Consider the following 24,262-nt stretch of genomic DNA (forward strand, 5'->3'; position numbering starts at 1 on the left):
AGAGTTTTCACGGATGCCAAATGCTTTCGTTGAAGCATGCCACGAAAGCCTTCCACAGGGCTGACATAGAGGGAACGTCCTGAGCTATATCGAGTTTCACCCCCGACCTGCGGGATTCTGCATACGAAAGTGTTTTCGGCGTTGTGTTTTCGTTTTTGTTCGTTTATGCTTTCGCTCGAAAGTTGCCAACGGCGCTTCCCGACCCCACGAAAGACTTCTCCATGCAGAGCAACTGGCTCACCTACACGCTGATCACGACCCTGCTCTGGGGCGTGTGGGGCGCCTTCACCGGCCTGCCCGCCGAGCACGGCTTTCCCGACACGCTGATCTATGCCGTCTGGGCCCTGACCATGGTGGTGCCGGCCGTCATCGTGCTGGCCCGCGCCGGCTGGCGCCTGGACCGCGACCGCCGCTCCGTCGTGCTGGGCCTGGCTGTGGGCCTGCTGGGCGCCGGTGGCCAGATGCTGCTGTTCCGTGCGGTGCAACTGGGCCCGGCCTATCTGGTCTTCCCCATCGTGTCGCTGTCGCCGGCCATCACCATCGCCCTGTCCTTCGGCCTGCTGGGCGAGCGCACCGGCAAGCTGGGCGTGACCGGCATCGCGCTGGCCCTGTGCTCGCTGCCGCTGTTCGACTTCCAGTCCGGCCAGCAGGGACAGGCCATCGGCCTGTGGTTCGTCTTGGCCCTGGCCGTGCTCGTCGCCTGGGGCCTGCAGGCCTATTTCATCAAGCTGGCCAATGTGGGCACCAGCGCCGAGAGCATCTTCTTCTACATGGCCGTCGGCGCCCTGGCCTGCGTGCCTTTCGCGCTGTGGATGACCGACTTCTCCCAGCCCATCAACTGGGGCTGGCAAGGTCCCGGTCTGGCCGCCGCCATCCAGGTGCTGAACGCGGTGGGCGCGCTGATGCTGGTCTACGCCTTCCGCTACGGCAAGGCCCTGGTCGTGTCGCCGCTGGTCAACGCCGGCGGCCCGCTGCTGACGGCCGTCCTCTCCATGGCCCTCAGCGGCGCCGCGCCCACGGGCACCAAGCTGGCCGGCATCGCCCTGGCCCTGCTGGCCGCCCTGCTGCTGGCCCTGCAGCCCGAAACCCCTTCTTCTTCTTCCCAACCCGTTCAAGGAGACGCCGCATGAAGCTCATGCTCGACCTCGTGCGCCGCCACAAGCAAGCTGCCAATGGCGACCAGGCCACCGCCATCGGCATCCCGTCCGTCTGTTCCGCCCATCCCGTCGTCATCGCCGCCACGCTGCGCGAGTGCGCGGCGCAGGGCCGCCCGGCCCTCATCGAGGCCACGTCCAACCAGGTCAACCAGGACGGCGGCTACACCGGCATGACGCCGCAGGACTTCCGCCGCTACGTGCAGGACATGGCCGCCAACGAGGGCCTGGCGCCCGAGCTGCTGCTGCTGGGTGGCGATCACCTCGGTCCCAACGCCTGGCGCAGGCAGCCCGCCGAGGTCGCGATGGCCAAGGCCGAAATCATGGTGGCCCAGTACGTGGCCGCCGGCTTTCGCAAGATCCATCTCGACTGCTCCATGAGCTGCGCCGGCGACCCGGTGCCCCTGCCCGAGCCCGAGATCGCCGCCCGCGCCGTGCGCCTGTGCCGCGCGGCTGAAGCCGCTTGGGCAGCGAGCCCCGACCGCGGCGAGCCGCCCGTCTACGTCATCGGCACCGAGGTGCCCGTGCCCGGGGGCGCGCATGAAGACCTGACCGACCTGGCCGTCACCTCGCCCGAGGCCGCCTCGTCCACGCTGGAACTGCACCGCCACGCCTTCGCCCGCGCCGGCCTGGACCTGGCCTGGGAGCGCGTCGTCGCCATGGTCGTGCAGCCGGGCGTCGAGTTCGACCACCACAAGGTCATCGACTACCGGCCGGACAAGGCGCGATCTCTAAGCGCCTTCATCGAAAGCCAGCCCGGCCTGGTCTTCGAGGCCCACTCGACCGACTACCAGACCCCCGAGCGCCTGGCCCAACTGGCCCGCGACCACTTCGCCATCCTCAAGGTCGGCCCCGGCGTGACCTTCGCGCTGCGCGAGACCCTGTGGGCCCTGGCCGCCGTCGAGCGCGAATGGGTGGGAGAAGGCGATGGCCTCGTGGACACCGTGCTCGGCGTCATGCGCGCCGAGCCCGAGCACTGGCGCGGCTACTACCAGGACCCGGCGCGGCTGGATGTCGACCTCGCCTACAGCTTGAGCGATCGCATCCGCTACTACTGGGCCCACCCCGCAGTTCGCGAGGCCTGCCGGACCATGCTGGCCCGCCTGGACGCCGCGCCGCCGCCGCTGACGCTGCTGAGCCAATACCTGCCCCGCCAGTACGAGGCCGTGCGCGACGGCCGCATCAACACCCAGACCGACTCCCTGCTGCGCGACGGCACCGTCCAAGCCCTGCGCCCCTACCTGCAAGCCTGCGCCGCCTGAACATGACTCTTCTGCACCTCGACCCCACCGACCTCGTGCACCGTGGCGGCACGCACACCGCCCGCGAGATCGCCCATCAGCCCGACGTCTGGCAGGCCATCCACCAGCAGCTGCAGGCCGAGCGCCCCATGCTGGACGCCTTCCTGCAGCCCCTGCTGGCCTTGCCCGACCTGCGCATCGTGCTCACCGGCGCCGGCTCCTCCTCCTTCATTGGCCAATGCCTGGCACCGGCCCTGCTGAAGCTGCTCGGCCAGCGCCCCGGCATCCGCGTCGAGGCCGTGGCCACGACCGACATCGTCTCCAGCCCCGAGCAGTGCCTGCAGCCCGAGGTGCCGACCCTGCTCGTCTCCTTCGCCCGCTCCGGCAACAGCCCGGAGAGCCTGGCCGCCGTCGAGCTGGCCGACCGCTTCGTCAAGCGCTGCCACCATCTCGTCGTGACCTGCGCCGCCGACGGCACGCTGAACCGCCGCCTCGCCGGTCAGGACGGGGCCCATGTGCTGCTGCTGCCCGACGAGACGCATGACCGCGCCTTCGCCATGACGTCCAGCTTCACCGGCATGCTGCTGGCCGCCGCCTGGGCCTTCGGGCTGCCGCTGGCGCCGGTGGCCGAGCTGGGCCGCGCCGCCGCAACGCTGGCCGAAGCCGAGACCAACCGCCTCTATGCGCTGACCGAAGAGAAACCTTTCGAGCGCGTCGTCTACCTCGGCAGCAACGCCCTGCTCGGCCTGGCCCGCGAGGCGGCGCTGAAGCTGCTGGAGCTGACCGACGGCCAGCTCATCGCCCTGGCCGACTCGCCACTGGGCTTCCGCCACGGCCCCAAGACCATCCTCAACGACAAGACGCTCGTCGTCATCTTCCTGTCCAACGACGCCTACACCCGCCAGTACGACCTCGACCTGCTCAACGAGCTGCGCCGCGAAGGCCGCGCCCGCGTGCTGGCCTTGAGGACTTCGTCGCTGAACGGCGCCGAGGCCCCGCACACCGACGACGTGAACCTGGCCCTGCCGGCCAGCGCCCCCGACCTGGCGCTGGCCCCTGTCGCCCTGGTGTTCGCCCAATGCCTGGCCCTGCTCGCCTCGCTGCAACTGGGCATCACGCCCGACAACCCCAGCGCCTCGGGCACGGTGAATCGCGTCGTGCAAGGTGTCACCATCCACCCCCTGACCTCCCAGCAGCAGCAATAGAGATGAGCGCGCTTTTCCTCGGCATCGACGGTGGCGGCACCAAGACGGCCTTCGTCCTCATCGACGGCGGCGGCCGCCTGCTGGCGCGCCACGAGTCGACGACGAGCTATTACCTGGAGATCGGCTTCGACGCGCTGCGCACCCTGCTGCATGACGGCGTGCAGGCCGCGCTGCGCCAGGCCGGCGTGCCGGCGAGCGACGTCGCCCACACCTTTGCCGGCCTGCCCGCGCATGGCGAAGACAGCGAGCTGCTCGGCAGCTTCGATGCGCTGCTGAAAGACGTCGTGCCGCGCAGCACCGTCGGCAACGACATGGTCTGCAGTTGGGCCGGCTCGTTGGCGGGCGGCGACGGCATCAGCCTGGTCGCCGGCACCGGCTCCATCGCCTATGGCGAATGGCAAGGCCGCAGCGCGCGTTGCGGCGGCTGGGGCGAAGTCTTCGGCGACGAAGGCTCGGCCCACTGGCTGGCGCGTGAAGTGCTGGCCCTGTTCTCGCGCATGGTGGACGGCCGCGCCGAGCCGGGCCCGCTGGTCGGCCTGGTGCGCGAGCACTTCGAACTGAGCCACGACCTCGACCTCTGCGGCGAGATCAACGGCAGCGCCGCCCGCAGCGAACTCGCCCAGCTCGCCCGCGTGACCACGGCCGCCGCCCATGCGGGCGACGTGCAGGCGCGCCAGCTGCTCGTGCGTGCCGGCGACGAACTTGCGCTGCTGGCCGCCGGCACCGCGCGCAACCTCGGCGTGCCTGCGGGCGCCGCGGCGGAGGTATCCTATTCCGGCGGCGTCTTCGCGGCCGGCGAGCTGGTGCTCGGCCCGCTGCAGGCCGCCCTCGCCCGCCGTTTGCCCGGCGCCGTGCTCAAGCGCCCGCGCTTTGGCCCCGAACTCGGCGCCGCCCTCTATGCCGCCCGCCTGGCCGGCCAGCCCTTGTCCGCTGAAGCCCTAGGCAAGCTCGCGTAGGCCCGTCGATATCATTCGAAAGCCGTTCCCGCCTTTCGATCCCGCATGCCTGCCACCGCCAACCCACCCGCGAAAACCGAAAGCCCGCTGCTCATCGACGAGCGGCGCCGGCTGATCCGCGAGCTGGTGCAGTCCCAGGGCCGCGTGACGGTGGACGAACTGGCCGACCGCTTCGGCACCTCCGTCGTCACCATCCGCAGCGACCTCAACGCGCTGGCCTCCACCGGCGCGGTGCTGCGCACGCATGGCGGCGCGCTGGCCCAGCGCGACACCGAGGAAGTGCCCATCGGCGTCAAGCAGAAGCTGCGCCACGAGCAGAAGGCCCGCATCGCCGCCGAGGCGGTCAAGCTGATCCGCGACGGCGAGACCATCCTGCTCGACTCCGGTTCCACCACCGAAGAGATCGCGAAGCAGATCCGCGGTTTGCGCCTGACGTCGCTCAACGTCATCACCAATGCGCTCAACATCGCCGCCCTGCTGGCGCCGGTGTCCCACATCAACCTCATCATGCCGGGCGGCCAGTTGCGGCCGAACTCGTACTCCTTGTCCGGCCCGCAGGCGGTGGCTGCGTTGCAGGGCCTGTATGCCGACCGGCTCTTCCTCGGGGTCGACAGCCTCGACCCCGACATCGGCCTGATGACGCCGCATCTGCTCGAAGCGCAGCTCAACGCCCAGATGATGAAGATCAGCCGCCAGGTCGTCGCCGTGGCCGATGCGTCCAAGCTGATGAAGCGCAACCTGTCGGTCATTGCGCCGGTGGAGCAGCTGGACATGCTGATCACTGACAGCGGGGCCGATCAGGCCATCGTGGATCAGTTGAGGGGGCGGGGGATTGAGGTGGTGTTGGCCTGAGGCGCCACTCATGTCCAGCGACATGCCAATGAATCAAGCTTCGATTCGAGCACTGATCGAAGAGGTTTTTCCGTTTGTGCCGCGGCCTAGCCTGGGCGAGCTGTCGTTTCACGGGCCTGACTGTTGTCACTGCGCGATGTCTCGCGACTACCTCAGCGAGTACACCCATCCTGAACTGCCTGCGTCTGCCGTCGCCTACCTGTTCGATGACCTGACGACGCTTTCGTCGAAGGGCTTTGAATGGGTTCTACCTTCGTACCTACGCCATGTGCTTGATGAGCCAGACGACCTCAATTCGTCGACTGAGTACCTCATCTACAACTTAGGACCGAAGCCGGAGTTCGAGGACGAGACCGCGCAGAGGCTCTCTCGTCTCGAAAACAAGCAGATTGAATGCCTCATCAGGCTCATTCAATATTGGCAACAGTCGGGTTTCTGGGGTGACTACTGCCCTGAGGATCTGGCCCGCGCAGAACATTTCTTGCGGAGGCAGATCGAAGCGATCTGATCGTCCTACAGAGAGTCCAGCTCTCCAAGACTCTCCGCCAAGTAGTCCAAGAAACACCGAATCCTCAACGCCAGCTCCGTGTTCCGGTAGTACACCGCATTGACCGGCTGCCTCACCTCCACGGTGTCCTTGGCCAGGATCTGCACGAGATCGCCGCGCTTGCGGTCCTCGGCGGTCATGAAGTCCGCCAGGCAGGCGATGCCTGCGCCGGCCAGCGCCAACTGCCGCACCGTCTCACCACTGGATGCACGCATGGATGGCGCAATCTCGTAGCGCTCGCCCGCAGCGCTGCGCAGCGGCCACTGGTTCAGGCTGTCGGGCTGCGTGAAGCCGATCAGGCTGTGCCCACCCAATCCCGCCACGCTGCGCGGCCGGCCCGCTCGCTCCAGATAGGCCGGGCTGGCCAGCACGCGCAGGCGGTGGCTGCCCAGCGGCCGCGCATGCAGCGTGGAATCCCGCAGCGTGCCGATGCGGATGGCCACGTCGGTGCGCTGCTCGATGAGGTCGATGATGTCCTCGTTGCTGTTCAGCTCCAGCTCGATGTCGGGGAACCGGCGGCGGAAATCATCCACCAGCGGCACGATGACGTGCAGCATGAAGGGCGAAGCCGCGTTGACGCGCAGGCGGCCCGCGGGCTTCTGGCGGCAGACGGCCATCTGCTCCTCGGCAGCCTCCACCGAGGCGAGGATGCTGCGCGCACTGGCCAGGAAGAGATGGCCCTCGGGCGTCAGCTCCAGCCGGCGGGTGGTTCGCGTCAACAGCGTCGTGCCGAGCTTCTCTTCCAGGCGACTCAATGCGCGGCTCACGCCCGAGACCGTCTGCCCCAGTTGCTCGGCGGCGGCGGTGATGGAGCCGGTGTCGATGACGGCCGTGAAGGCGAGGAGTTCGTCGAGGCTGGTCTTCATTTTTGACTTTGAATCAAGAATATTCTGCGCCAACATGGCTTTTTCGGCATGAATGAAATCCACACACTGCGGGCCTTCGCAGTCTCTGGACTTCTGCCATGTCGCTTGCACTCCTCGCGCTGACCATCAGCGCCTTCGCCATCGGGACGACCGAGTTCGTCATCGTCGGCCTCATCCCCACGGTCGCGGCCGACCTGGGCATCACCTTGCCGTCGGCGGGCCTGCTGGTCAGCCTCTACGCGCTGGGCGTCGCCATCGGCGCCCCGGTGCTGACCGCCCTCACCGGCCGCCTGCCGCGCAAGGCACTGCTCGTCGCGCTGATGGCCCTCTTCACGGCCGGCAACCTGCTGGCCTGGCAGGCACCCAGTTACGAGGCGCTCGTGGCCGCGCGCGTGCTGACGGGTCTGGCCCACGGCGTGTTCTTCTCCATCGGCTCGACGCTGGCCACCAGCCTCGTGCCCAAGGACAAGGCCGCGGGTGCCATCGCCATCATGTTCACGGGGCTGACGGTGGCCCTGGTCACCGGCGTGCCGCTGGGGACCTTCATCGGCCAGCACTTCGGCTGGCGCGCCACCTTCCTGGCCGTCGCGCTGCTGGGCGCCATCGCCTTTGTCGCGAGCCTGGCCTTCGTGCCGCGCGGCCTGCGCGGCGCGCCGCCGGCCTCGCTGGCCCAGCAGGCCCGCGTGCTGCGCGAGCCGCGGCTGCTGCTGGTCTATGCCAAGACGGCCATCGGCTATGGCGGCACCTTCATCCCCTTCACCTTCCTGGCGCCGCTGCTGCAGGACGTGGCCGGCTTCAGCGCCGGCTCGGTGGGCCTCGTCATGCTGGTCTACGGCGTGGCGGTCGCTGCCGGCAATATCTGGGGCGGCAAGCTCGCCGACCGCAAGGGCCCCATCGCGGCACTGAAGCTGATCTTCGCGCTGCTGGCCGTCGTGCTGTTCGCGCTGACCTTCACCATCCACTCGAAGGCGGCGGCCCTGGCCACCGTGCTGCTGTGGGGCGCCGTCGCCTTCGGCAATGTGCCGGGCCTGCAGCTTTATGTGGTGCGCCAGGCCGAGCGCTTCGCGCCGCAAGCGGTGGACGTGGCCTCGGGCCTGAACATCGCGGCCTTCAACCTCGGCATCGCCTTCGCGGCCTGGGCTGGTGGCCTCATCGTGACCCACCTGGGCCTGATGCATACGCCCTGGATCGGCGCCCTCGTCGTGCTCGTCGCCCTCGCGCTGACGCAACGCAGCGGCACTCTCGACCGTCGCGAAGGGCAGCCCGCCCGCATGCCCTCCGGCGCCCGCCCGCTGGCCCACTGATCGAAGGACTCGTCATCATGAAACTCACTTCATCGCTTCTGCTCGCCCTGGCCTTCAGCCACACCGCCTCTGCCGACACGCCGCTGGAACGCTGGCGCAGCTACACCGGCGTGACCTGGACCGCGCCGGCGCCCTATGCCGACTCGGCCAAGTCGCCTATCGCCGGCCTGCATTTCGACGCCAAGGGCGGTGCCTACGTCAGCACACCGCGGGTGCTGGCCGCCCACACGCCGGCCACGCTGAGCCGCCTCGACACCACGGCCACCCGCGGCCCCGCCCGGCTGACGGCCTTCCCGTCCGCCGAGGCCAACGACCCGACCGCCGCACCCGCCACGCATTTGCGCAGCGTGCTGGGCTTCCACATCGACCGCCGCAACGGCTGGCTGTGGGCGCTGGACCAGGGCTTTGTCGCCGGCGAGGCCGAAGCACCGGCCGGTGCGCAGAAGGTGCTCGTGTTCGATCTGGCCTCGGGCAAGCTCATCAAGGCGCTGCCGCTGGACGGCGCGGCCGACCGGCGCGGCAGCTTCCTCAACGACATCGCCGTCGATGAGAAGCGCCGCATCGCCTTCATCTCCGACAGCGGCCTGCGCAGCGCGCCCGACAACCAGGCCGGCCTCATCGTGCTGGACTTCGCCTCAGGCAGCGCACGCCGCGTGCTGCATCGCCACGCCAGCATGTTGCCCGAACCTGGCGCCAAGGTGGTGTCACATGGCGCCGAGGTCTGGCCCGGCAACCCGCTGGTGCTGGGCGCGAACGGCATCGGCCTGTCGCCCGACGGCGCCACGCTGTACTGGGCGGTGACAACGGGCACGCATCTGTTCTCTGCACCGACGGCGCTGCTGCGTGACGCGAAGGCGACCGACGCCCGGCTCGCCGCCGCCGTGCGCAATCTGGGCGATGTGGGGGGCAACACGGACGGTCTCGTCGTCGCTGCCGATGGTGCGGTCTATATCACCGACGTGACGCGCAACGGCATCACCCGCTACGACCCACGCGCCGGGCGTTTCACGCTGGCGGGGGCCGACGACGGCGTGCACTGGCCCGATACGCCGGCCCTGATGCCCAACGGCGATCTGGTTTTCACGGCCAGTTCGTTGAACGACCACTTTGCCGGCCGCGTGGCCGCCGGCCAGGAGCGCTATGAGTTGTGGCGCCTGCCACTCAAGTCGGCACGACAGCCGTGACCTCGATCTCCACCTTGGCACGGTCTTCCATCAGCGCCGACACCTGCACGGCGCTCATGGCGATGCCGTAGTCTCGGCCCAGCACCTCGCGGTAAGCCTGGCCCACCTCGCGGCCACGCGCGATGTACTCGCGCTTGTCGATGAGGTACCAGGTCATGCGCACGATGTGCTCGGGCGCGGCGCCGGCCTCGGCCAGCACGGCGCGAATGTTGAGCAGGGTCTGGCGCACCTGCGCGATGAAGTCGTCGCTGTCGAACTCGCAGCGCTCGTTCCAGCCGATCTGGCCGGCGACAAAGACCTGGCGTCCGCTCGCGGCCACGCCATTGGCATAGCCGCGCGGCTGGGTCCAGCCGGCGGGCTGCAGGATTTGCTTGTTGTTGCTCATGATGGTTTTGTCTCCTGTTCTTGTGCGGCGAGCGAGCGCTCCAGCGCGGCACGCAGGTCGTCGGGAAAGGCCTGGGGCTTGTGGGTGGCGAGCGAGGTGCAGACCAGCACCTGCGTGAACTCGACGCGCGGGCCGTCGGCGCCCTCGAATGCGATGCGCAGCTTGACCGAGCTGCCGCCCAGGCGCTCGATACGGATGCGCTGCACGAGATGGTCGCCATGCCGGCTGACGCGCAGGAAGCGCGTGTCCAGCTGGGCCGTGGGCATGCCGACCCGGCGCTGGCCGATCAGCACGTCGAAAGGCAGTCCGAGGTCGTTGGCGAACCAGTCCTCGACCAGCTCGTTCAGCATCTCGAAATAGCGTGGGTAGAAGACGATGCCGGCCGGGTCGCAATGGCCGAAGCGCACGAGCTGCTCACGCTGGAAGGCAAACCCGCCCATCGTCAGACCCCCAGATGCTTCTGCCATAGCGCGGGCTCGGCGGCGAGCGCTGTAGACGGCCCGGCCCAGGCTACGCGGCCGCGCTCAACGAGCGTGTGGTGGTCGGCCAGGCGGATCAGGCGCTGCACATACTTGTCGACGACGAGGATGGTCTGGCCGGCGGCACGCAGCAGGTCCAGGCAGCGCCAGATCTCCTCGCGCACCAGGGGCGCCAGGCCCTCGGTCGCTTCGTCCAGCACCAGCAGGCGCGGATTGGTGACCAGGGCCCGGCCGATGGCCAGCATCTGCTGCTCGCCGCCGGACAGCTGCTGGCCTGAGTTGCCCGCGCGCTCGGCCAGGCGCGGAAAGAGGTCGAAGACGCGCGCCGTCGTCCACTGCTCGGCCGCACCACTGCGGTTGGCCGCAAAGGCGTCCAGATGCTCGCGCACGCTGAGGTTGGGGAAGACCTGCCGGCCCTCCGGCACCAGGGCCAGGCCGAGGCGCGCGATGCGGTCGGCTGGCCAGCCGGTGACATCCTCGCCGCAGAAGCGGATGCGCCCGCCGCTGGGCTGGAGCCAGCCGCAGAGGCAGCGCAGCAGCGTGCTCTTGCCCATGCCGTTGCGGCCCAGCAGCGTGGCGACCTCGCCGGGCTTAATGGCGAGCTGCATGCCGAACAGCACCTGGCTGGCGCCGTAGCCGGCTTCGAGGCCATCAATCTCAAGCAATGCGCTCATGCCGCCGCCTCCATCTCGTCGCCCAGATAGGCGCGCTTGACCTCGGGATGGGCGCGGATGGCCGCCGGCACATCGCTGGCGATGACGCGGCCGCCGACCAGTGTGGAGATGCGGTCAGCCAGACGGAAGACGGCGTCCATGTCGTGCTCGACCAGCAGCAGGGTCTGGCCCTCGGCCTTCAAGGCCTGCAGCAGTTCGACCATGCGGGCCGATTCGTCCGGCCCCATGCCGGCCAAGGGTTCGTCCAGCAACAGCAGGCGCGGCCGGGCGGCCAGGGCCAGACCGACTTCGAGCTGGCGCTGCTCGCCATGGGCCAGTTCACCGGCCATGCGGTCGGCCTGAGCGCTCAGGCCGACGCGCGCCAGCAGGCGGTCGGCCTGATCATGTGCCGCGGCATCGGCCCGCGCCGGCCGCCACCACGACGGCGCACGCTCGTCTCGGGCCAGCAGGGCCAGCACGAAGTTGTCACGCACCGTGCAGGGCTTGAAGAGGCTGGTGATCTGGAAGCTGCGCACCAGGCCGGCTTGCACGCGGCGGGCGATGTCCAGCCGGGTGACGTCCTGGCCGTCGAAGACGATCTGGCCGGAATCTGGCGCCAGGGCGCCGGAGATCTGGTGGATCAGCGTCGTCTTGCCGGCACCATTGGGGCCGATCAGCGCATGCAGCTCGCCCGCCCGCACCTCGAAGCTCGCGCCATCGGTCGCGGCCAGTGCGCCGAAGCGCTTGACGAGGTTCTTGATCTCAAGCACGGCGCCCCTTCCAACTCCATCCCGCCAAGCCGCGCGGCGCATACAGCACGACGAGCAGCAACAGCGCGCCCAGACCCAGCTGCCAGTGCAGGGTGTAGCCGGACAGCAGCTCCTCCAGCAGCAGCAGGGCCGCGGCGCCCAGCGGCCCGCCCCAGAGCGCACCGGCGCCGCCGATGATGACCATGACCATCAATTGGCCGGACTGCGACCAGTGCATCAGATGCGGCGACACCAGGCCGTTCAGGTTGGCCAGCATGGCGCCGGCCAGACCGGCGATGGCGCCTGCCAGCACAAAGGCCTGCCAGCGCAGGGCGAACACACGGCCACCCGCTGCGGCGACACGCACTTCGTTCTCGCGTGCGCCCTGCAGCAGCCAACCGAAGGGCGAGTTCACCAGGCGCTGCAGGCCGAGCATGACGCCGGCAAACAGCGCCAGCGCTACCCAGTAGAAGCTGGCGTCGTCCTTGAGGTTGAGCCCCAGCCCGACCACCGAGCGCTGCGCCAGCGGCAGTCCGTCGTCACCGCCATAGGCCTTCAGCGACACGGCCAGGAAATAGAACATCTGGGCGAAAGCCAGCGTGATCATGATGAAGTAGACGCCGCGGGTGCGCAGGCTGATGGCGCCGATCACTGCCGCCGCGATGGCACTGACGAGCATCGCGGCCGGCCAGGCGATCCAGGCTGACGAGATACCCGCATCCATCAGCACACCGACGGTGTAGGCACCCAGGCCGATGTAAGCCGCATGGCCGAAGCTCACGAGGCCGCCGAAACCGAGGATGAGGTTCAGGCTGGACGCCGCGATGGCAAAGATGAGGATGCGTGTCGCGACAACGGTATAGAACTCCAGGCCGACGGCCTGCAGCAGCGGCGGCAGCGCGGCGAGCACGACCAGCAGCAGCCAGAGCCAACGGCCGAGCCCACGGTGATGGAGGCTGCGAGATTCAGCCATGGGCAGGGAAGAGGCCTCTCGGCTTCCAGAACAGGATGGCGGCCATCAGCACATAGATGAGGATGGAAGCGAGGGCCGGGCCGAGGTTGGACGCGACCTCGGGCGAGGCGAGCTGGCGCAGCAGGGCCGGCAGCAGCGTGCGGCTGGCCGTGTCGACGACGCCGACCAGCAGCGAACCCACCAGCGCACCGCGCACCGAGCCGATGCCGCCGACGACGATGACGACGAAGGCCAGGATCAGGATGCTCTCGCCCATGCCCACCTGCACGGCCAGCAACGGACCGAGCAGTGCACCGGCCAGCGCACACAGCGCGGCGCCGAAGCCGAACACGGCCGTGAACAGCAGGCGGATATTGACGCCCATGGCCGTGGCCATCTGGCGATTGGACGCACCCGCCCTCACCCAGGCGCCGTAGCGCGTGCGCGTGACCAGCAGCCACAGCAGCAAGGCGACGGCGAGGCCGACGCCGATGATGAGCAAGCGGTAGGCCGGGTAGTGCAGCCCCGGCAGCAGTTCGACCGGGCCAGACAGCGCGGCCGGCGTGTTCAGCATCAGGGGCTGGTCGCCCCAGACGATGCGCACGCCTTCGTTGAGCATCAGGATCAGGGCGAAGGTGGCGAGGACCTGGCTGAGGTGGTCTCTGGCGTAGAGCTTTCGCAGCAGGGTGACTTCGAGAGCCATGCCGAGGATGGCCGTTCCTGCCAGGGCGGCAAGGACGGCGACCAGGAAGGATCCGGTGGCGGCGGCCGTGGCGGCGGCGAGGTAGGCCCCGACCATGTAGAGCGAGCCATGCGCCAGGTTGATCATGTCCATGATGCCGAACACGAGCGTCAGGCCCGCGGCGAGCAGGAAGAGCATCAGGCCGAATTGGAGGCCGTTGAGGGCTTGCTCGGTGATGAGAATCCAGTCCATCAGTAGATAGCCTTGACCAAACCCGGAAGCCGGTCGCACCGAGGTATTTGTCTTCCCCCCTTTGAGCCCGCCGAGAAGCGCAGGTCCTTGAGGCCGCGTGCGCAGCACGCTCCAAGCTCTGACTCCGCGCAACTGTTTGACCAGAGCGTAGCGGCGGGAGTTTCGCGCGGGGCCTCAAGGATCGAGCATCGCAGGGCACCCCTCGCTGTGCGAGGGGCGGGCGGTTCGGGGGCGATTTCTTTGCCTACTTTCTTGTTCGCACAAGAAAGTAGGTCGCCCGCCGGGGCGAACTCCCGGCTGGGCCTCACTCGCAAACCCGATCCTTCAGCGAAGCCCATCTCAACACTCACATCTTGCAAGCCGACGCATACGCGTCTTCATGCTGCGTGAAGATCTTCCCCAGCGTCCGATTCGTCACCCTTCCCTGTCCATCCTTGGTGATGACGCGCAGGTAGTAGTCCTGAATCGGGTACTGGTTCCTGTTGAACTTGAACGGCCCGCGCACCGACTCGAACCTGGCGGCTTTCAGCGCCTTCAACACCGCCGCCTTGTCCTCCGTCTTGCCCTTCACATCCCTCACCGCCGCATTCATCAGCAGCGCCGCGTCATAGCCCTGGCTCGCATACAGCGACGGCAGACGGCCGTAGTCCTTCACAAAGTCCGCCACGAACTTCTTGTTCACCGCGTTGTCCATGTCATGCGCCCAATGCGAGCTGTTGAACATGCCCAGCATGGGCTCGCCGACGGCCTTGATGACGTCTTCATCCGCCGAGAACCCCGGCCCGAACAACGTCACGTCCTTGGATAAGCCAGCCCCGACGAACTGCTTGATGAAATTGATGCCCATGCCGCCGGGCAGGAAGATGTACATCGCATCGGGCTTGGCGGCGCGGGCCTGGGCCAGTTCGGCGGCGTAGTCGAGCTGCCCGAGCTTGGTGTAGATCTCCTCGACGACGGCGCCCTTGTAGTAGCGCTTGAAGCCCGTCATCGCGTCCTTGCCCGCGGGATAGTTGGGCGCCAGCAGCACCAGCTTCTTGAAGCCCTTCTCCGTCACCGTCTTGCCGACGGCCTCGTGCAGGTTGTCGTTCTGCCAGGCGACGTTGAAGAAGTACGGGTTGCACTGCTCGCCGGCGTACTGCGATGGACCGGCGTTGGCGCTGACATAGGGCACCTTGGCATCGAACACCGCCGGGCCGACGGCCAGCATGATGTTGGAGAAGACGATGCCGGTCATGAAGTCGACCTTGTCGCGCTTGATGAGGCGCTCGGCGCTCTGCTTGGCGACCTCGGGGTTCTGCTGGTCGTCGGCCGTGACCATCTCGACGGGCAGGCCGCCGAACTTGCCGCCGCTGTGCTTGAGGCCGAGGGCGAAGCCGTCGCGGATGTCCACGCCCAAACCGGCGCCGGGGCCGGACAGGGTGCTGAGGAAGCCGATCTTGAGCTTGTCGGCGGCTTGAGCCGCAGGGAGCAAGGCAAGGCCGAGGGTGACGGCGGCAAAGGTCTTCTTCATGCGCAGGTCTCCATGGATGGGGTCAGGCTTTGAGCTTAAAGCGTTGCAGCTTGCCGGTCTCGGTGCGCGGCAGGCTGTTGCGGAACTCGATGGCACGCGGGTATTTGTAGGGCGCGATCGTCGCTTTCACATGCTCCTGCAGCGCCTTCACGTCGCCGGCATGGCCCTCGCGCAGCACGACGAAGGCCTTGACCAGCTGGCCACGCTCTTCGTCGGGCACGCCGATGACGCCGCATTCGGCAACGGCAGGGTGACTCAACAGCGCTGCCTCGACCTCGGGGCCGGCGATGTTGTAGCCGCCCGAGATGATCATGTCGTCGGTGCGGGCCTGGTAGACGAAGTAGCCCTCGTCATCGATCAGATAGGAATCGCCCGTCAGGTTCCAGCCGTCCTGCACATACTGGTGCTGGCGCTCGTCGGCCAGATAGCGGCAGCCGGTCGGGCCCTTGACGGCCAGGTGGCCGACCTGCCCGGCGCGCAGCGGCTGGCCGGCGTCGTCGAGGATGCAGGCCTGGTAGCCGGGCACGGGCTTGCCGGTGGCGCCAGCCTTGGCGTTCTCTTCGGTGTGCGAGATGAAGATGTGCAGCAGCTCGGTGGCGCCGATGCCGTCCAGCAGCTCGATGCCCGTCGCCTGCTTCCACAGCGCGCGCGTGGCGGCCGGCAGGGCCTCGCCGGCGCTGACGCATTTGCGCAGCGACGAGATGTCGTGCTGAGCCACCAAGGGCGCCATCGCCCGGTAGGAGGTCGGCGCCGTGAAGCAGACCGTCGCGCGGTGCTCGGCAATCGCAGCCAGCAGCAGGTCGGGTGCTGGCTTCTCCAGCAGCACCGTCGACGCTCCCACGCTCATCGGGAAGAGCAGCAGGCCGCCCAGGCCGAAGGTGAAGGCCAGCGGCGGGCTGCCGATGAAGACGTCGCTGGCCTCCGCACGCAAGCAATGCACCGGCCAGCAGCGGCAGATCGCGAGGATGTCGCGATGGAAATGCATGGTGCCCTTGGGCTGGCCCGTGGTGCCCGAAGTGAAGGCGATCAGCGCGCAGTCATCGCTGGCGGTGTCCGCATTGCTGAACGTGGCCGGCTGACGCGCCGCGCGGGCTTCCAGGCCATCCGGCTCGCTGCTGCGGTAGTGGCAGATGCCCCGCAGCATCGGGTTCTGCAACTGCGCCGCCGCGAGTTCGTCGGCCAGCGCCGCATCGCACAGGGCATGCGTCACCTCGGCCTTGGCGATGACCTTGCCCAGTTCGCCGGCGCGCAGCAGCGGCATGGTGGCCACGGCAATGGCGCCGGCCTTGATGACGGCGAACCAGCAGGCCGCCAGCTGCGGCGTGTTGGCGCCGCGCAGCAGCACACGGTTGCCGGGCACGACGCCGAGTTCGTTGCGCAGCACGTTGGCAATGCGATTGGCCTCGGCCTGCAGCTGCGCATAGGTCCACTTCACAGCGCCGCCCTGCACGCAGAGCCGGTCGCCCAGGCCTTGCTGCACCCAGCGGTCCAGCAGTTCGGTGGCCGCATTGAGCTGGGGGCCGAACTGCAGCTCGGGCAGGTCGAAAACCAGCTCCGGCCACTGGTCCTGCGGCGGGAGGTGGTCTCTTGCGAAGGTGTCCAGATGGGCCGAAGGATGCATGTTCAAGCCTGCTTCAACAGTTCGCGGCCGATGATCAGCTGCTGCACTTCGCTGGCGCCCTCGTAGATGCGCAGCGCACGGATTTCGCGATAGAGGGATTCGACGATCTCGCCGCGGCGCACGCCACGGCCACCGAAGAGCTGCACCGCCGCGTCGATGACCTGCTGGGCGCCCTCGGTCGCCATCAGCTTGGCCATGGCGGCCTCTTTCGTGATGGTCCTGCCCTGGTCACGCAGCCAGGCGGCGCGGTAGACCATCAGGGCGGATGAGTCCACCGTGCAGGCCATGTCGGCCAGCTTGGCCTGCGTGAGCGGCAGGTCGGCCAGGCGGGCGCCGAACATGGGGCGCGCCTTGGCTTGCCTCAAACCCTCCTGCAGTGCGCGTCGCGCAAAGCCCAGGGCTGCGGCGGCGACCGAGGTGCGGAAGACGTCCAGCGTGCGCATGGCCAGCTTGAAGCCCTCGCCGGGCGCACCGAGCATCTGGCTCTTGGACACGCGGCAGTTGGTGAAGCGCAGACGGGCCAGCGGGTGGGGTGCGATGACGTCGATGCGCTCGGCGATGTCAAAGCCCGGGATGCCGGCATCGAAGATGAAGGCCGAGATGCCACGCGTGTCTCGACGAGGAACACCCTGACCGGGCGTTCCGGGCGCTTCGCCCGTGCGGGCGAACAGCACGTAGAAGTCCGCGATGCCGCCGTTGGAGATCCAGGTCTTCTCGCCATTGAGCAGGTAGCCGTCGCCGTCCTCGGTGGCGCTGCACTGCATGGCGGCGACGTCGGAGCCGGCCTCGGGCTCCGACAGCGCAAAGGCAGACAGCGCCTCGCCCCGCGCCACACGGGGCAGATAGCGCTCGCGCTGGGCCGGCGTGCCCTGCAGCGAGATGGCGCCCGAACCCAGGCCCTGCATGGCGAAGGCGAAGTCAGCGAGCCCGTCATGTTTGGCCAGGGTCTCGCGGATCAGGCAGATGGCGCGGGTGTCGATGGCCTGGCCTTCGCCGGCCACCGCGTGGTTCAGCCAGCCAGCCTGGCCGAGCAGCGCGACGAGGCGCCGGCATTCGCCGCCCACGTCGCCATCATGGTCGACATGCCGCAGATGCTCGCCGCACCAGGCATCGAGCGCGGTCGCCAACTCGCGATGCTTGGCTTCGAAGAAGGGCCAGTCGAGATGGGACATCTTCAATCTCCCTGGAAGACCGGCTTCTGCTTGGCGACAAAGGCCTCGTAGGCGCGATGGAAGTCCTTGGTCATCATGCAGATGGCCTGGGCCTGCGCCTCGGATTCGATGGCCTCGTCGACACCCATGGACCATTCCTGGTGCAGCATGCGCTTGGTCATGGCATGGCCGAAGTTGGGGCCGCTGGCGATGTCACCTGCCCACTTCAGCGTCTCGGCCTGCAGTTGCTCGGGCTCGACCAGACGGTTCAGGAAGCCCCAGTTCAGCGCCTCTTCGCCGCCCAGGCTGCGGCCGCTGTAGAGCAGGTCCGACGCCCGGCCCTGGCCGACGATGCGCGGCAGCATGGCGCAGGCGCCCATGTCGCAACCGGCCAGGCCCACGCGGGTGAACAGGAAGGCCGTCTTGCTGCGCGCCGTGCCCACGCGCAGATCGGACGCCATGGCCATGATGGCGCCGGCGCCGGCGCAGACACCGTCGATGGCCGCAAGGATGGGCTGCGGGCAGGCGCGCATGGCCTTGACGAGGTCGCCCGTCATGCGCGTGAAGGCCAGCAGGTCGGGCATGCTCATGCCAGTCAGCGGGCCGATGATCTCGTGCACATCGCCGCCCGAGCAGAAGTTGCCGCCGGCGCCCTCGATGACGATGGCCTTGACCTCGTCCACATAGGACAGCGCCCGGAACAGGTCGCGCAGCTCGGCATAGGAGGCGAAGGTCAGCGGGTTCTTGCGCTCGGGCCGGTTCAGCGTGATGACGCCGACCGCGCCCTGCTGCTGCCAGAGGAAGTGCTGGGCTTCGTGGCCCACCAGGCTCAGGTGGTTGCCGGAGGTGAGGTGCGGCGTCATTGGGAATCCTTGGCCAGATGCGTTTTCAGTTGGGCGAGCAATTCGTGGACTTGCGTCTTCTGGGCCGGCGTCCAGCCGGCGAAGAGCTCGACGATCCAGCCCTCGTGGGTGGCCGCCATGCGCTTGAACTGGCGGCGGCCCTGGGGCGTGAGCTTGACGATGAAGCTGCGGCGGTCGTCGGCGCGGGTCTCGCGCAGCACCAGGCCTTCGGCTTCGAGCTGGTCGGTGATGCCGGTCACATTGCCGCCCGTCACCATCAGACGCCTGGACAGCTCGCGCATGGTCAGGCCATCGGGGTGGCGCTCCAGCTGGGCGAGCAGGTCGAAGCGCGGCAGCGTGGTGCCGAAGTCGGCGCGCAGGCGCTGGCGGATCTGGTCTTCCACGCGGGTCGTGCAGGACAGCAGGCGCAGCCAGAGCTTCAGCGCCTGGTGGTCCTCGTCGGACAGCCGCGTCTCGAGGTCGAGATCGTTCACACCGTCTCCCCGCCGCAGACGGCAATGGCCTGCCCATTGACGCCGCCGGCGCTGATGAGCCAGGCCACGGTGTCGGCCGCTTCCTCGGGCTGGATCAGCCGCCCCTGTGGATTGGCCTTGGCCAGTTCGGCCTTGGCCTGCTCGGGCGTGCGCCCCGTCTTGGCGACGATGGTGTCCACCGCGTTGGCGACGATGTCGGTCTCGGTATAGCCGGGGCAGACGGCGTTGACCGTCACGCCCTTGGCCGCCACTTCCAGCGCCATCGCCCGGGTCAGGCCCAGCACGCCATGCTTGGCCGCGCAATAGGCGGCCACGTAGGCATAGCCCTTGAGTGCCGCCGTGCTGGCCACGTTGACGATGCGGCCCTGCTTGCGCGCCAGCATGCCCGGCAGCACGGCGCGGCTGCACAGGAAGCTGCCGGTGAGGTTGACATTGAGCAGGCGCTGCCAGAGTTCGAGCGAGGTCTTGTGCAGAGGCGCGGTCTCGACCTGGCCGGCGTTGTTGACGAGGATGTCGACGTCGCCCACGGCCGCAAAGGCCGCCGCGACGCTGCTCTCGTCGGACACGTCGCAGATCTGGATGGCGACGTTGCCGAGTTCGGCCTGTTGGGACTGCAGGCGTTCCAGGCTGCGGCCCATCAGCGTGACGCGCAGGCCGTCGGCCAGCAGCCGCTTCGCGATCGCCGCGCCAATGCCGCTGCCGCCACCGGTGATCACTGCATGCTGTTTCATACGCCCAATGCCTTGTTGGCCTGCTCGGCCGCGGCCACGCTTGCCGAGCGCTGGCGTTCGAACTCGCGCTCGAGCTGGCTCTTGCCCGAGAGGTATTGCCTGGGCCACTCCAGGCCGATGGGGCCGCGGTAGCCGATGCGGGCGGCTTCGGTCAGCGTCCAGGCTGGGTTGGCCAGATGCGGCCGGGCGATGGCGCAAAGGTCGGCGCGCCCGGAGGCGATGATGCTGTTGACGTGGTCGGCCTCGGAGATGGCGCCGACGGCCATGGTCGCGATGCCGACGCGGTTGCGGATGGCCTCCGAGAACGGCGTCTGGAACATGCGGCCATAGACCGGCTTCTGCGCCTTGCTGACCTGGCCGGAGGACACGTCGATGAGGTCGGCGCCTGCAGCCTTGAAGGCGGCGGCGATGGCGACGGCATCCTCGGGCGTCGTGCCGCCAGCCACCCAGTCGTGGGCCGAGATGCGCACGGACATGGGCCGGTCCAGCGGCCAGACCTCGCGCAGCGCGTTGAAGACTTCCAGCGGATAGCGCAGCCGGTTCTCCAGCGAGCCGCCGTAGTCGTCGTCACGCTGGTTGGTCAGCGGCGAGATGAAGGCGGACAGGAGATAGCCGTGGGCACAGTGCAGCTCCAGCCAGTCGAAGCCGGCATCGGCCGCGCGGCGGGCGGCGTTGACGAAGTCTCCTCGGACTCGGTCCATGTCGGCGCGCGTCATCGCGCGGGCGACCTGGCTGATGCCGGCGAGGTATTGCTGCGGAGAAGCCGAGATCAGCGGCCAGTTGCCGTCGGGCAGCGGCAGGTCTTCGCCTTCCCAGGGCACGCGGGTCGAGCCCTTGGGGCCGGCGTGGCCGAGCTGCATGGCGATCCTGGCGCTGCTGCTGGCGTGCACATGCTCGACGATACGCTGCCAGGCGGCGCCCTGGGCGTCGTTCCACAAGCCAGGACAGGCGGGCGTGATGCGCGCGTCAGGCGATACGCAGGTCATCTCCGCGAAGACGAGCCCTGCCCCGCCCAAAGCCCTCGCGCCGAGATGGGCCAGGTGGTAGTCGCCGGGGATGCCGGCCTCGCAGCTGTACTGAGCCATGGGCGAGACGACGACGCGGTTCTTCAGAGTGACGCCGCGCAGCTTGAAGGGCGTGAACATGGGTGGCACCTGCGCGTCCACGCCGCTTTGTGCCGCCAGCCAGCGCTCGAACTCGCCGACGTAGCGGGCGTCGCGCAGGCGCAGGTTCTCGTGCGAGATGCGCTGGGAGCGGGTCAGCAGCGAATAGGCGAACTGCTCGGGCGCCAGGCGCGCATGGCGCTCGACGTTCTCGAACCACTCGGTGGAGTTGCGCGCGGCGTTCTGGATGCGCAGCACCTCGATGCTGCGCGTGGCCTGGTAGGCGTCGAGCGCCGTTTGCAGGTCGCCATGCGCCTGGATGTCTCGTGCCAGGTCGATGGCGTCTTCCAGCGCGAGCTTGGTGCCCGAGCCGATGGAGAAATGGGCCGTGTGGGCGGCGTCGCCCATCAGCACAACGGGAATGCCGCTCTCGTTGCGGTGCACCCAGGTCTTGCAGACGACACGCGGGAAGCGGATCCACGACGCCGAGCCGCGCAGATGGCTGGCATTGGAGATCAGCGGGTGGCCGCCCAACACCTTGGCGAACAGCTGCTCGCAGAAGGCGATGCCCTCCTCCTTGCTCATGGCCTCGATGCCGGCGGCGCGCCAGACATCTTCCGGCGCCTCGACGATGAAGGTCGAATGCGTCGCGTCGAAACGGTAGGCATGAGCCTGGAACCAGCCCCACTCGGTGGGCTGGAAATCGAAGGTGAAGGCGTCGAACAGCTTGGTGGTGCCCAGCCACACGAAGCGGCAGGCGCGCAGGTCGATGTCGGGCTGGTAGGTGGCGGCGTACTTCTGGCGCAGGCGGCTGTTCAGGCCGTCGGCCGCGATGATGAGGTCGGCTTCGATGCCGGCGTCGTCGGCCACGTCGGTCTCGTAGACCAGCTCCACGCCCAGCGCCTCACAGCGCGCCTGCAGGATGTTGAGCAGCTTCTTGCGGCCGATGCCGCAGAAGCCATGGCCGCTGGAGACCATGCTGCGGTCCTTGAAGTGGACGGCGATGTCGTCCCAGTGGTTGAAGGCGTCGCTGATCTCTTCGGCCGTCTCGGGGTCGGCCTCACGCAGCGCTTCCACGGTCTGGTCCGACAGCACGACGCCCCAGCCGAAGGTGTCGCCGGCACGGTTGCGCTCCAGCACCCGCACCTGATGGGCCGGGTCGGCCTTCTTCATCAACAGGGCGAAGTAGAGGCCGGCGGGTCCGCCGCCGATGCAGGTGATGCGCATCGCACCACTTTAGAAATCAATAGTTCAAACGTCAAGCAATTGGACGTGGCACTGCCTGACGGACAAACCCTAGGTCGTCACTGCCAGCTCAGGTGGACGACGCGATACCCGCTGGCCTTCAGCGACCGAAGCAGGAACGGCAGCGCCCTCGCCGTCTGGTCCTGGTTGTCGTGCAAAAGGATGATGCCGCCACCACTCTTGGCCAATCCACCCAGCAGCTTGTCGGCCAGCATCTGCGGCGTCTGATCGGGCAGCCAGTCCTCGGCGCCGGCGTCGATGGACATGACGGTGATGGCGCGCTCGCGCAGCGTGGCCACCATGAAGGGTGATTCCGCCAGGAAGGGGAAGCGCCAGGCCGCCGGCTCACTGCCCAGCACCTCGCGGTAGGCCGCCGTCATCGCGTCCAGGTCGGCGAGTTGGGCAGCAGGCGGCAGCCGGGAGAAATTGTCGTGGCGGTTGCCATGCATGCCCAAGGTGTGGCCCGCCTCGCGCACCTGGCGGGCCAGGGCGGGATGCTGGCGCAGCGGCTCGCCGTTCATGAAGAAGCTGGCCTTGACGCATTGTTCCGCCAGTGCCTTGAGCACCACGGGCGTGGATTCGGGGCGAGGGCCGTCGTCGAAGGTCAGCACGACCTCCTTGGGCGCCAGACCAGCCAGGGCCACATGCTGGGCGCTGCCCCAGGCCGCGCCTTCGCGCTTGAGTGTCAGCGTGCGCGAGGTGCTCAGGGCCTCGGGCGGGCAGGCGGGTTCGGCGGCGGCCAGGGCCATGGCCAGCAACAGGCTCATCATCAATGCGCGCCGACCGGGGCCTCGTTGCCCTCGGGCGCTTCCTCGTGGTCATGCGGGAAGGGCGCCAGCCAGGCCAGGATGACCGGCGGGATGGAGAAGATCAGCACCCAGCCGAAGAAGCTGACGTACTGGTGGTTCACATAGTTCCACAGCAGGCCGCTGACGCTGCCCGTGCCCCACTTCGTCAGCGCCATGACGCCGGTGGCCATCGCGTAGTGGGCCATGCGGAAGGGCCCCGGGGCGATCTGCTGCATCATGTAAAGCATGTGGCCGACCGAACCCATGCCGAAGCCGAACTTCTCGATGGAGACGACGACGGCGATGGTGAACGTGTCCGTCGGCATCGACTGCGCTAGGTAGAAATAGGTCAGGTGCGGGACGTTCAGCACCAGGGCCAGCGTGAAGAAGGTGCGCGGCAGCGTGCGGCGCGCCACCAGGAATCCGCCCAGGAAGGCCCCGGCGATGAAGGTCAGGGTGCCGACCGTGCCGTTGATGTGGCCCAGCGACTCGTTGTCCAGGCCCAGGCCGCCGGCGGCGCGCGTGTCCAGCAGGAAGAGCGGGCCGAATTTCTCGATGAAGCCTTCGCCGAAACGGTAGAAGAAGATGACGGCCAGCATCATCCAGATCTGCGGTTTCTGGAAAAAGGTGATCCAGGCCTCGGCCGTGGCCTTGAGGCCGCCGCCCAGGCCGGCGCCGTGCAGGTGCGAGGGCGAGCCCGGCGGCAGCACGCGCAGGTGATAGACACCGAAGACGGCCATGAAGGCCGCGGCCAGCGACACGACGACGACCCAGCACTGCACCCAGGAGAGGCCCTGGTGGTTGTGCAGATAGCCGGTCAGCGAGACCAGCAGGCCGGACGCAACCACGGCGCCGAGGTTCCAGCACATGCCCTGCACGCCTGAGTAGCGCGCCTGGTCGGTCTTGGAGACGGTGGTCATGAACACGCCGTCGGCGCAGGTGTCCTGCGTGGCGGACGCAAAGCCGACGATCCAGAAGAAGGCCAGCGACAGCTTGAAGAAGCTCTCTAGCGGCAGGCACAGCGCGACGAGGCCCAGGGCCGCCGCCATCGTGAACTCCATGCTGATGACCCAGAAGCGCTTGCTGCGGTAGGTTTCCAGCAGCGGCGCCCACAGCGGCTTGAGCACCCAGGGCAGGTACATCTGCGAGGTGTAGAGGGCGATGTCTTCGTTGGAGATGCCCAGGTTCTTGTAAATGATGGCCGCGACGACGCCGACCATCACATTGGGCAGGCCCATGGCCAGGTAGAGGGAGGGCACCCAGACGAGCGGGTGGCGGGAGGTCGAGGTCATGGGGTCTCCGTGGTCTTCTTCTCT

24 protein-coding genes are annotated in these 24,262 nt (G+C 68.2%); 8 read left to right on the forward strand and 16 right to left on the reverse strand.

Annotated features, from left to right (window positions below):
• Positions 1-221: 221 nt before the first annotated feature.
• Genes AC07OY_RS20315 through AC07OY_RS20340 form a run of 6 tightly spaced genes read left to right on the forward strand, consistent with a single transcriptional unit; the run spans position 222 to position 5,916 of the window.
• A complete protein-coding gene (locus AC07OY_RS20315) occupies positions 222-1,130 on the forward strand; it encodes an EamA family transporter (RefSeq protein WP_495044429.1) in 909 nt (302 codons plus the stop codon).
• The gene (locus AC07OY_RS20320) at positions 1,127-2,416 is read left to right on the forward strand and encodes a D-tagatose-bisphosphate aldolase, class II, non-catalytic subunit (protein ID WP_495044430.1); all 1,290 of its coding nucleotides are present in this window, start codon (positions 1,127-1,129) and stop codon (positions 2,414-2,416) included. Before AC07OY_RS20315 ends, AC07OY_RS20320 begins: the two co-directional genes overlap by 4 nt.
• A gap of 2 nt (positions 2,417-2,418) precedes the next feature.
• The gene (locus AC07OY_RS20325; protein ID WP_495044431.1) at positions 2,419-3,600 is read left to right on the forward strand and encodes an SIS domain-containing protein; all 1,182 of its coding nucleotides are present in this window, start codon (positions 2,419-2,421) and stop codon (positions 3,598-3,600) included.
• A gap of 2 nt (positions 3,601-3,602) precedes the next feature.
• The gene (locus tag AC07OY_RS20330; protein ID WP_495044432.1) at positions 3,603-4,556 is read left to right on the forward strand and encodes an N-acetylglucosamine kinase; all 954 of its coding nucleotides are present in this window, start codon (positions 3,603-3,605) and stop codon (positions 4,554-4,556) included.
• 45 nt (positions 4,557-4,601) lie between these two features.
• Positions 4,602-5,408: a DeoR/GlpR family DNA-binding transcription regulator gene (locus AC07OY_RS20335; RefSeq protein WP_495044433.1), complete on the forward strand. Its 807-nt coding sequence runs from the start codon at positions 4,602-4,604 to the stop codon at positions 5,406-5,408.
• Positions 5,409-5,418: 10 nt separating this feature from the next.
• A complete protein-coding gene (locus tag AC07OY_RS20340; RefSeq protein WP_495044434.1) occupies positions 5,419-5,916 on the forward strand; it encodes a DUF6714 family protein in 498 nt (165 codons plus the stop codon).
• 5 nt (positions 5,917-5,921) lie between these two features.
• Here the strand turns inward: AC07OY_RS20340 and AC07OY_RS20345 are convergent, their stop codons facing one another.
• Positions 5,922-6,821 (reverse strand): LysR substrate-binding domain-containing protein, encoded by a 900-nt coding sequence (locus tag AC07OY_RS20345; protein ID WP_495044435.1) that lies wholly within the window; start codon positions 6,819-6,821, stop codon positions 5,922-5,924.
• A gap of 98 nt (positions 6,822-6,919) precedes the next feature.
• Here AC07OY_RS20345 and AC07OY_RS20350 point away from each other — a divergent pair, with 98 nt between their 5' ends.
• Together AC07OY_RS20350 and AC07OY_RS20355 are read left to right on the forward strand one after the other, a co-directional pair.
• Positions 6,920-8,125 carry an MFS transporter gene (locus AC07OY_RS20350; protein ID WP_495044436.1) on the forward strand — a complete coding sequence of 402 codons (1,206 nt, stop codon included), beginning with the start codon at positions 6,920-6,922 and terminating at the stop codon, positions 8,123-8,125.
• A 17-nt stretch (positions 8,126-8,142) separates the two neighbouring features.
• Positions 8,143-9,309, forward strand: a complete 1,167-nt coding sequence (locus tag AC07OY_RS20355) for an L-dopachrome tautomerase-related protein (protein WP_495044437.1) — start codon at positions 8,143-8,145, stop codon at positions 9,307-9,309.
• On the opposite strand, the gene AC07OY_RS20360 is transcribed toward AC07OY_RS20355, so the two are convergent.
• The 15 genes from AC07OY_RS20360 to AC07OY_RS20430 all read right to left on the reverse strand — a co-directional run bounded on the left by AC07OY_RS20360 (position 9,287) and on the right by AC07OY_RS20430 (position 24,238).
• Complete coding sequence (locus AC07OY_RS20360; protein WP_495044438.1) at positions 9,287-9,694, reverse strand: RidA family protein; 408 nt, start codon at positions 9,692-9,694, stop codon at positions 9,287-9,289. The two genes, AC07OY_RS20355 and AC07OY_RS20360, sit on opposite strands and share 23 nt — an antisense overlap.
• Positions 9,691-10,134 (reverse strand): acyl-CoA thioesterase, encoded by a 444-nt coding sequence (locus AC07OY_RS20365; protein ID WP_495044439.1) that lies wholly within the window; start codon positions 10,132-10,134, stop codon positions 9,691-9,693. Before AC07OY_RS20365 ends, AC07OY_RS20360 begins: the two co-directional genes overlap by 4 nt.
• 2 nt (positions 10,135-10,136) lie before the next feature.
• Positions 10,137-10,838 carry an ABC transporter ATP-binding protein gene (locus AC07OY_RS20370; RefSeq protein WP_495044569.1) on the reverse strand — a complete coding sequence of 234 codons (702 nt, stop codon included), beginning with the start codon at positions 10,836-10,838 and terminating at the stop codon, positions 10,137-10,139.
• Positions 10,839-10,843: 5 nt separating this feature from the next.
• A complete protein-coding gene (locus AC07OY_RS20375) occupies positions 10,844-11,638 on the reverse strand; it encodes an ABC transporter ATP-binding protein (RefSeq protein ID WP_495044440.1) in 795 nt (264 codons plus the stop codon).
• A complete protein-coding gene (locus tag AC07OY_RS20380; protein ID WP_495044441.1) occupies positions 11,589-12,548 on the reverse strand; it encodes a branched-chain amino acid ABC transporter permease in 960 nt (319 codons plus the stop codon). Before AC07OY_RS20380 ends, AC07OY_RS20375 begins: the two co-directional genes overlap by 50 nt.
• Complete coding sequence (locus AC07OY_RS20385) at positions 12,541-13,461, reverse strand: branched-chain amino acid ABC transporter permease (protein WP_495044442.1); 921 nt, start codon at positions 13,459-13,461, stop codon at positions 12,541-12,543. Before AC07OY_RS20385 ends, AC07OY_RS20380 begins: the two co-directional genes overlap by 8 nt.
• A 346-nt stretch (positions 13,462-13,807) precedes the next feature.
• Positions 13,808-14,971 (reverse strand): ABC transporter substrate-binding protein, encoded by a 1,164-nt coding sequence (locus tag AC07OY_RS20390; RefSeq protein ID WP_495044443.1) that lies wholly within the window; start codon positions 14,969-14,971, stop codon positions 13,808-13,810.
• A 22-nt stretch (positions 14,972-14,993) separates the two neighbouring features.
• Positions 14,994-16,592, reverse strand: a complete 1,599-nt coding sequence (locus AC07OY_RS20395) for a benzoate-CoA ligase family protein (protein WP_495044444.1) — start codon at positions 16,590-16,592, stop codon at positions 14,994-14,996.
• A 2-nt stretch (positions 16,593-16,594) separates the two neighbouring features.
• Positions 16,595-17,764 carry an acyl-CoA dehydrogenase family protein gene (locus AC07OY_RS20400; RefSeq protein WP_495044445.1) on the reverse strand — a complete coding sequence of 390 codons (1,170 nt, stop codon included), beginning with the start codon at positions 17,762-17,764 and terminating at the stop codon, positions 16,595-16,597.
• A 2-nt stretch (positions 17,765-17,766) separates the two neighbouring features.
• Positions 17,767-18,606 carry an enoyl-CoA hydratase family protein gene (locus AC07OY_RS20405; protein WP_495044446.1) on the reverse strand — a complete coding sequence of 280 codons (840 nt, stop codon included), beginning with the start codon at positions 18,604-18,606 and terminating at the stop codon, positions 17,767-17,769.
• Positions 18,603-19,079: a MarR family winged helix-turn-helix transcriptional regulator gene (locus tag AC07OY_RS20410; protein ID WP_495044447.1), complete on the reverse strand. Its 477-nt coding sequence runs from the start codon at positions 19,077-19,079 to the stop codon at positions 18,603-18,605. Before AC07OY_RS20410 ends, AC07OY_RS20405 begins: the two co-directional genes overlap by 4 nt.
• Positions 19,076-19,810, reverse strand: coding sequence for an SDR family NAD(P)-dependent oxidoreductase (locus AC07OY_RS20415; protein ID WP_495044448.1), 735 nt, complete (start codon positions 19,808-19,810; stop codon positions 19,076-19,078). Before AC07OY_RS20415 ends, AC07OY_RS20410 begins: the two co-directional genes overlap by 4 nt.
• A complete protein-coding gene (locus tag AC07OY_RS20420; protein WP_495044449.1) occupies positions 19,807-22,140 on the reverse strand; it encodes a bifunctional salicylyl-CoA 5-hydroxylase/oxidoreductase in 2,334 nt (777 codons plus the stop codon). The genes AC07OY_RS20415 and AC07OY_RS20420 overlap by 4 nt, the downstream gene beginning before the upstream one ends.
• A 77-nt stretch (positions 22,141-22,217) precedes the next feature.
• The gene (locus AC07OY_RS20425) at positions 22,218-22,928 is read right to left on the reverse strand and encodes a polysaccharide deacetylase family protein (RefSeq protein WP_495044450.1); all 711 of its coding nucleotides are present in this window, start codon (positions 22,926-22,928) and stop codon (positions 22,218-22,220) included.
• Positions 22,928-24,238 (reverse strand): MFS transporter, encoded by a 1,311-nt coding sequence (locus tag AC07OY_RS20430; RefSeq protein ID WP_495044451.1) that lies wholly within the window; start codon positions 24,236-24,238, stop codon positions 22,928-22,930. The genes AC07OY_RS20425 and AC07OY_RS20430 overlap by 1 nt, the downstream gene beginning before the upstream one ends.
• Positions 24,239-24,262: the final 24 nt, after the last annotated feature.

Source organism: Roseateles sp. GW821-FHT09H10, from assembly GCF_059415865.1.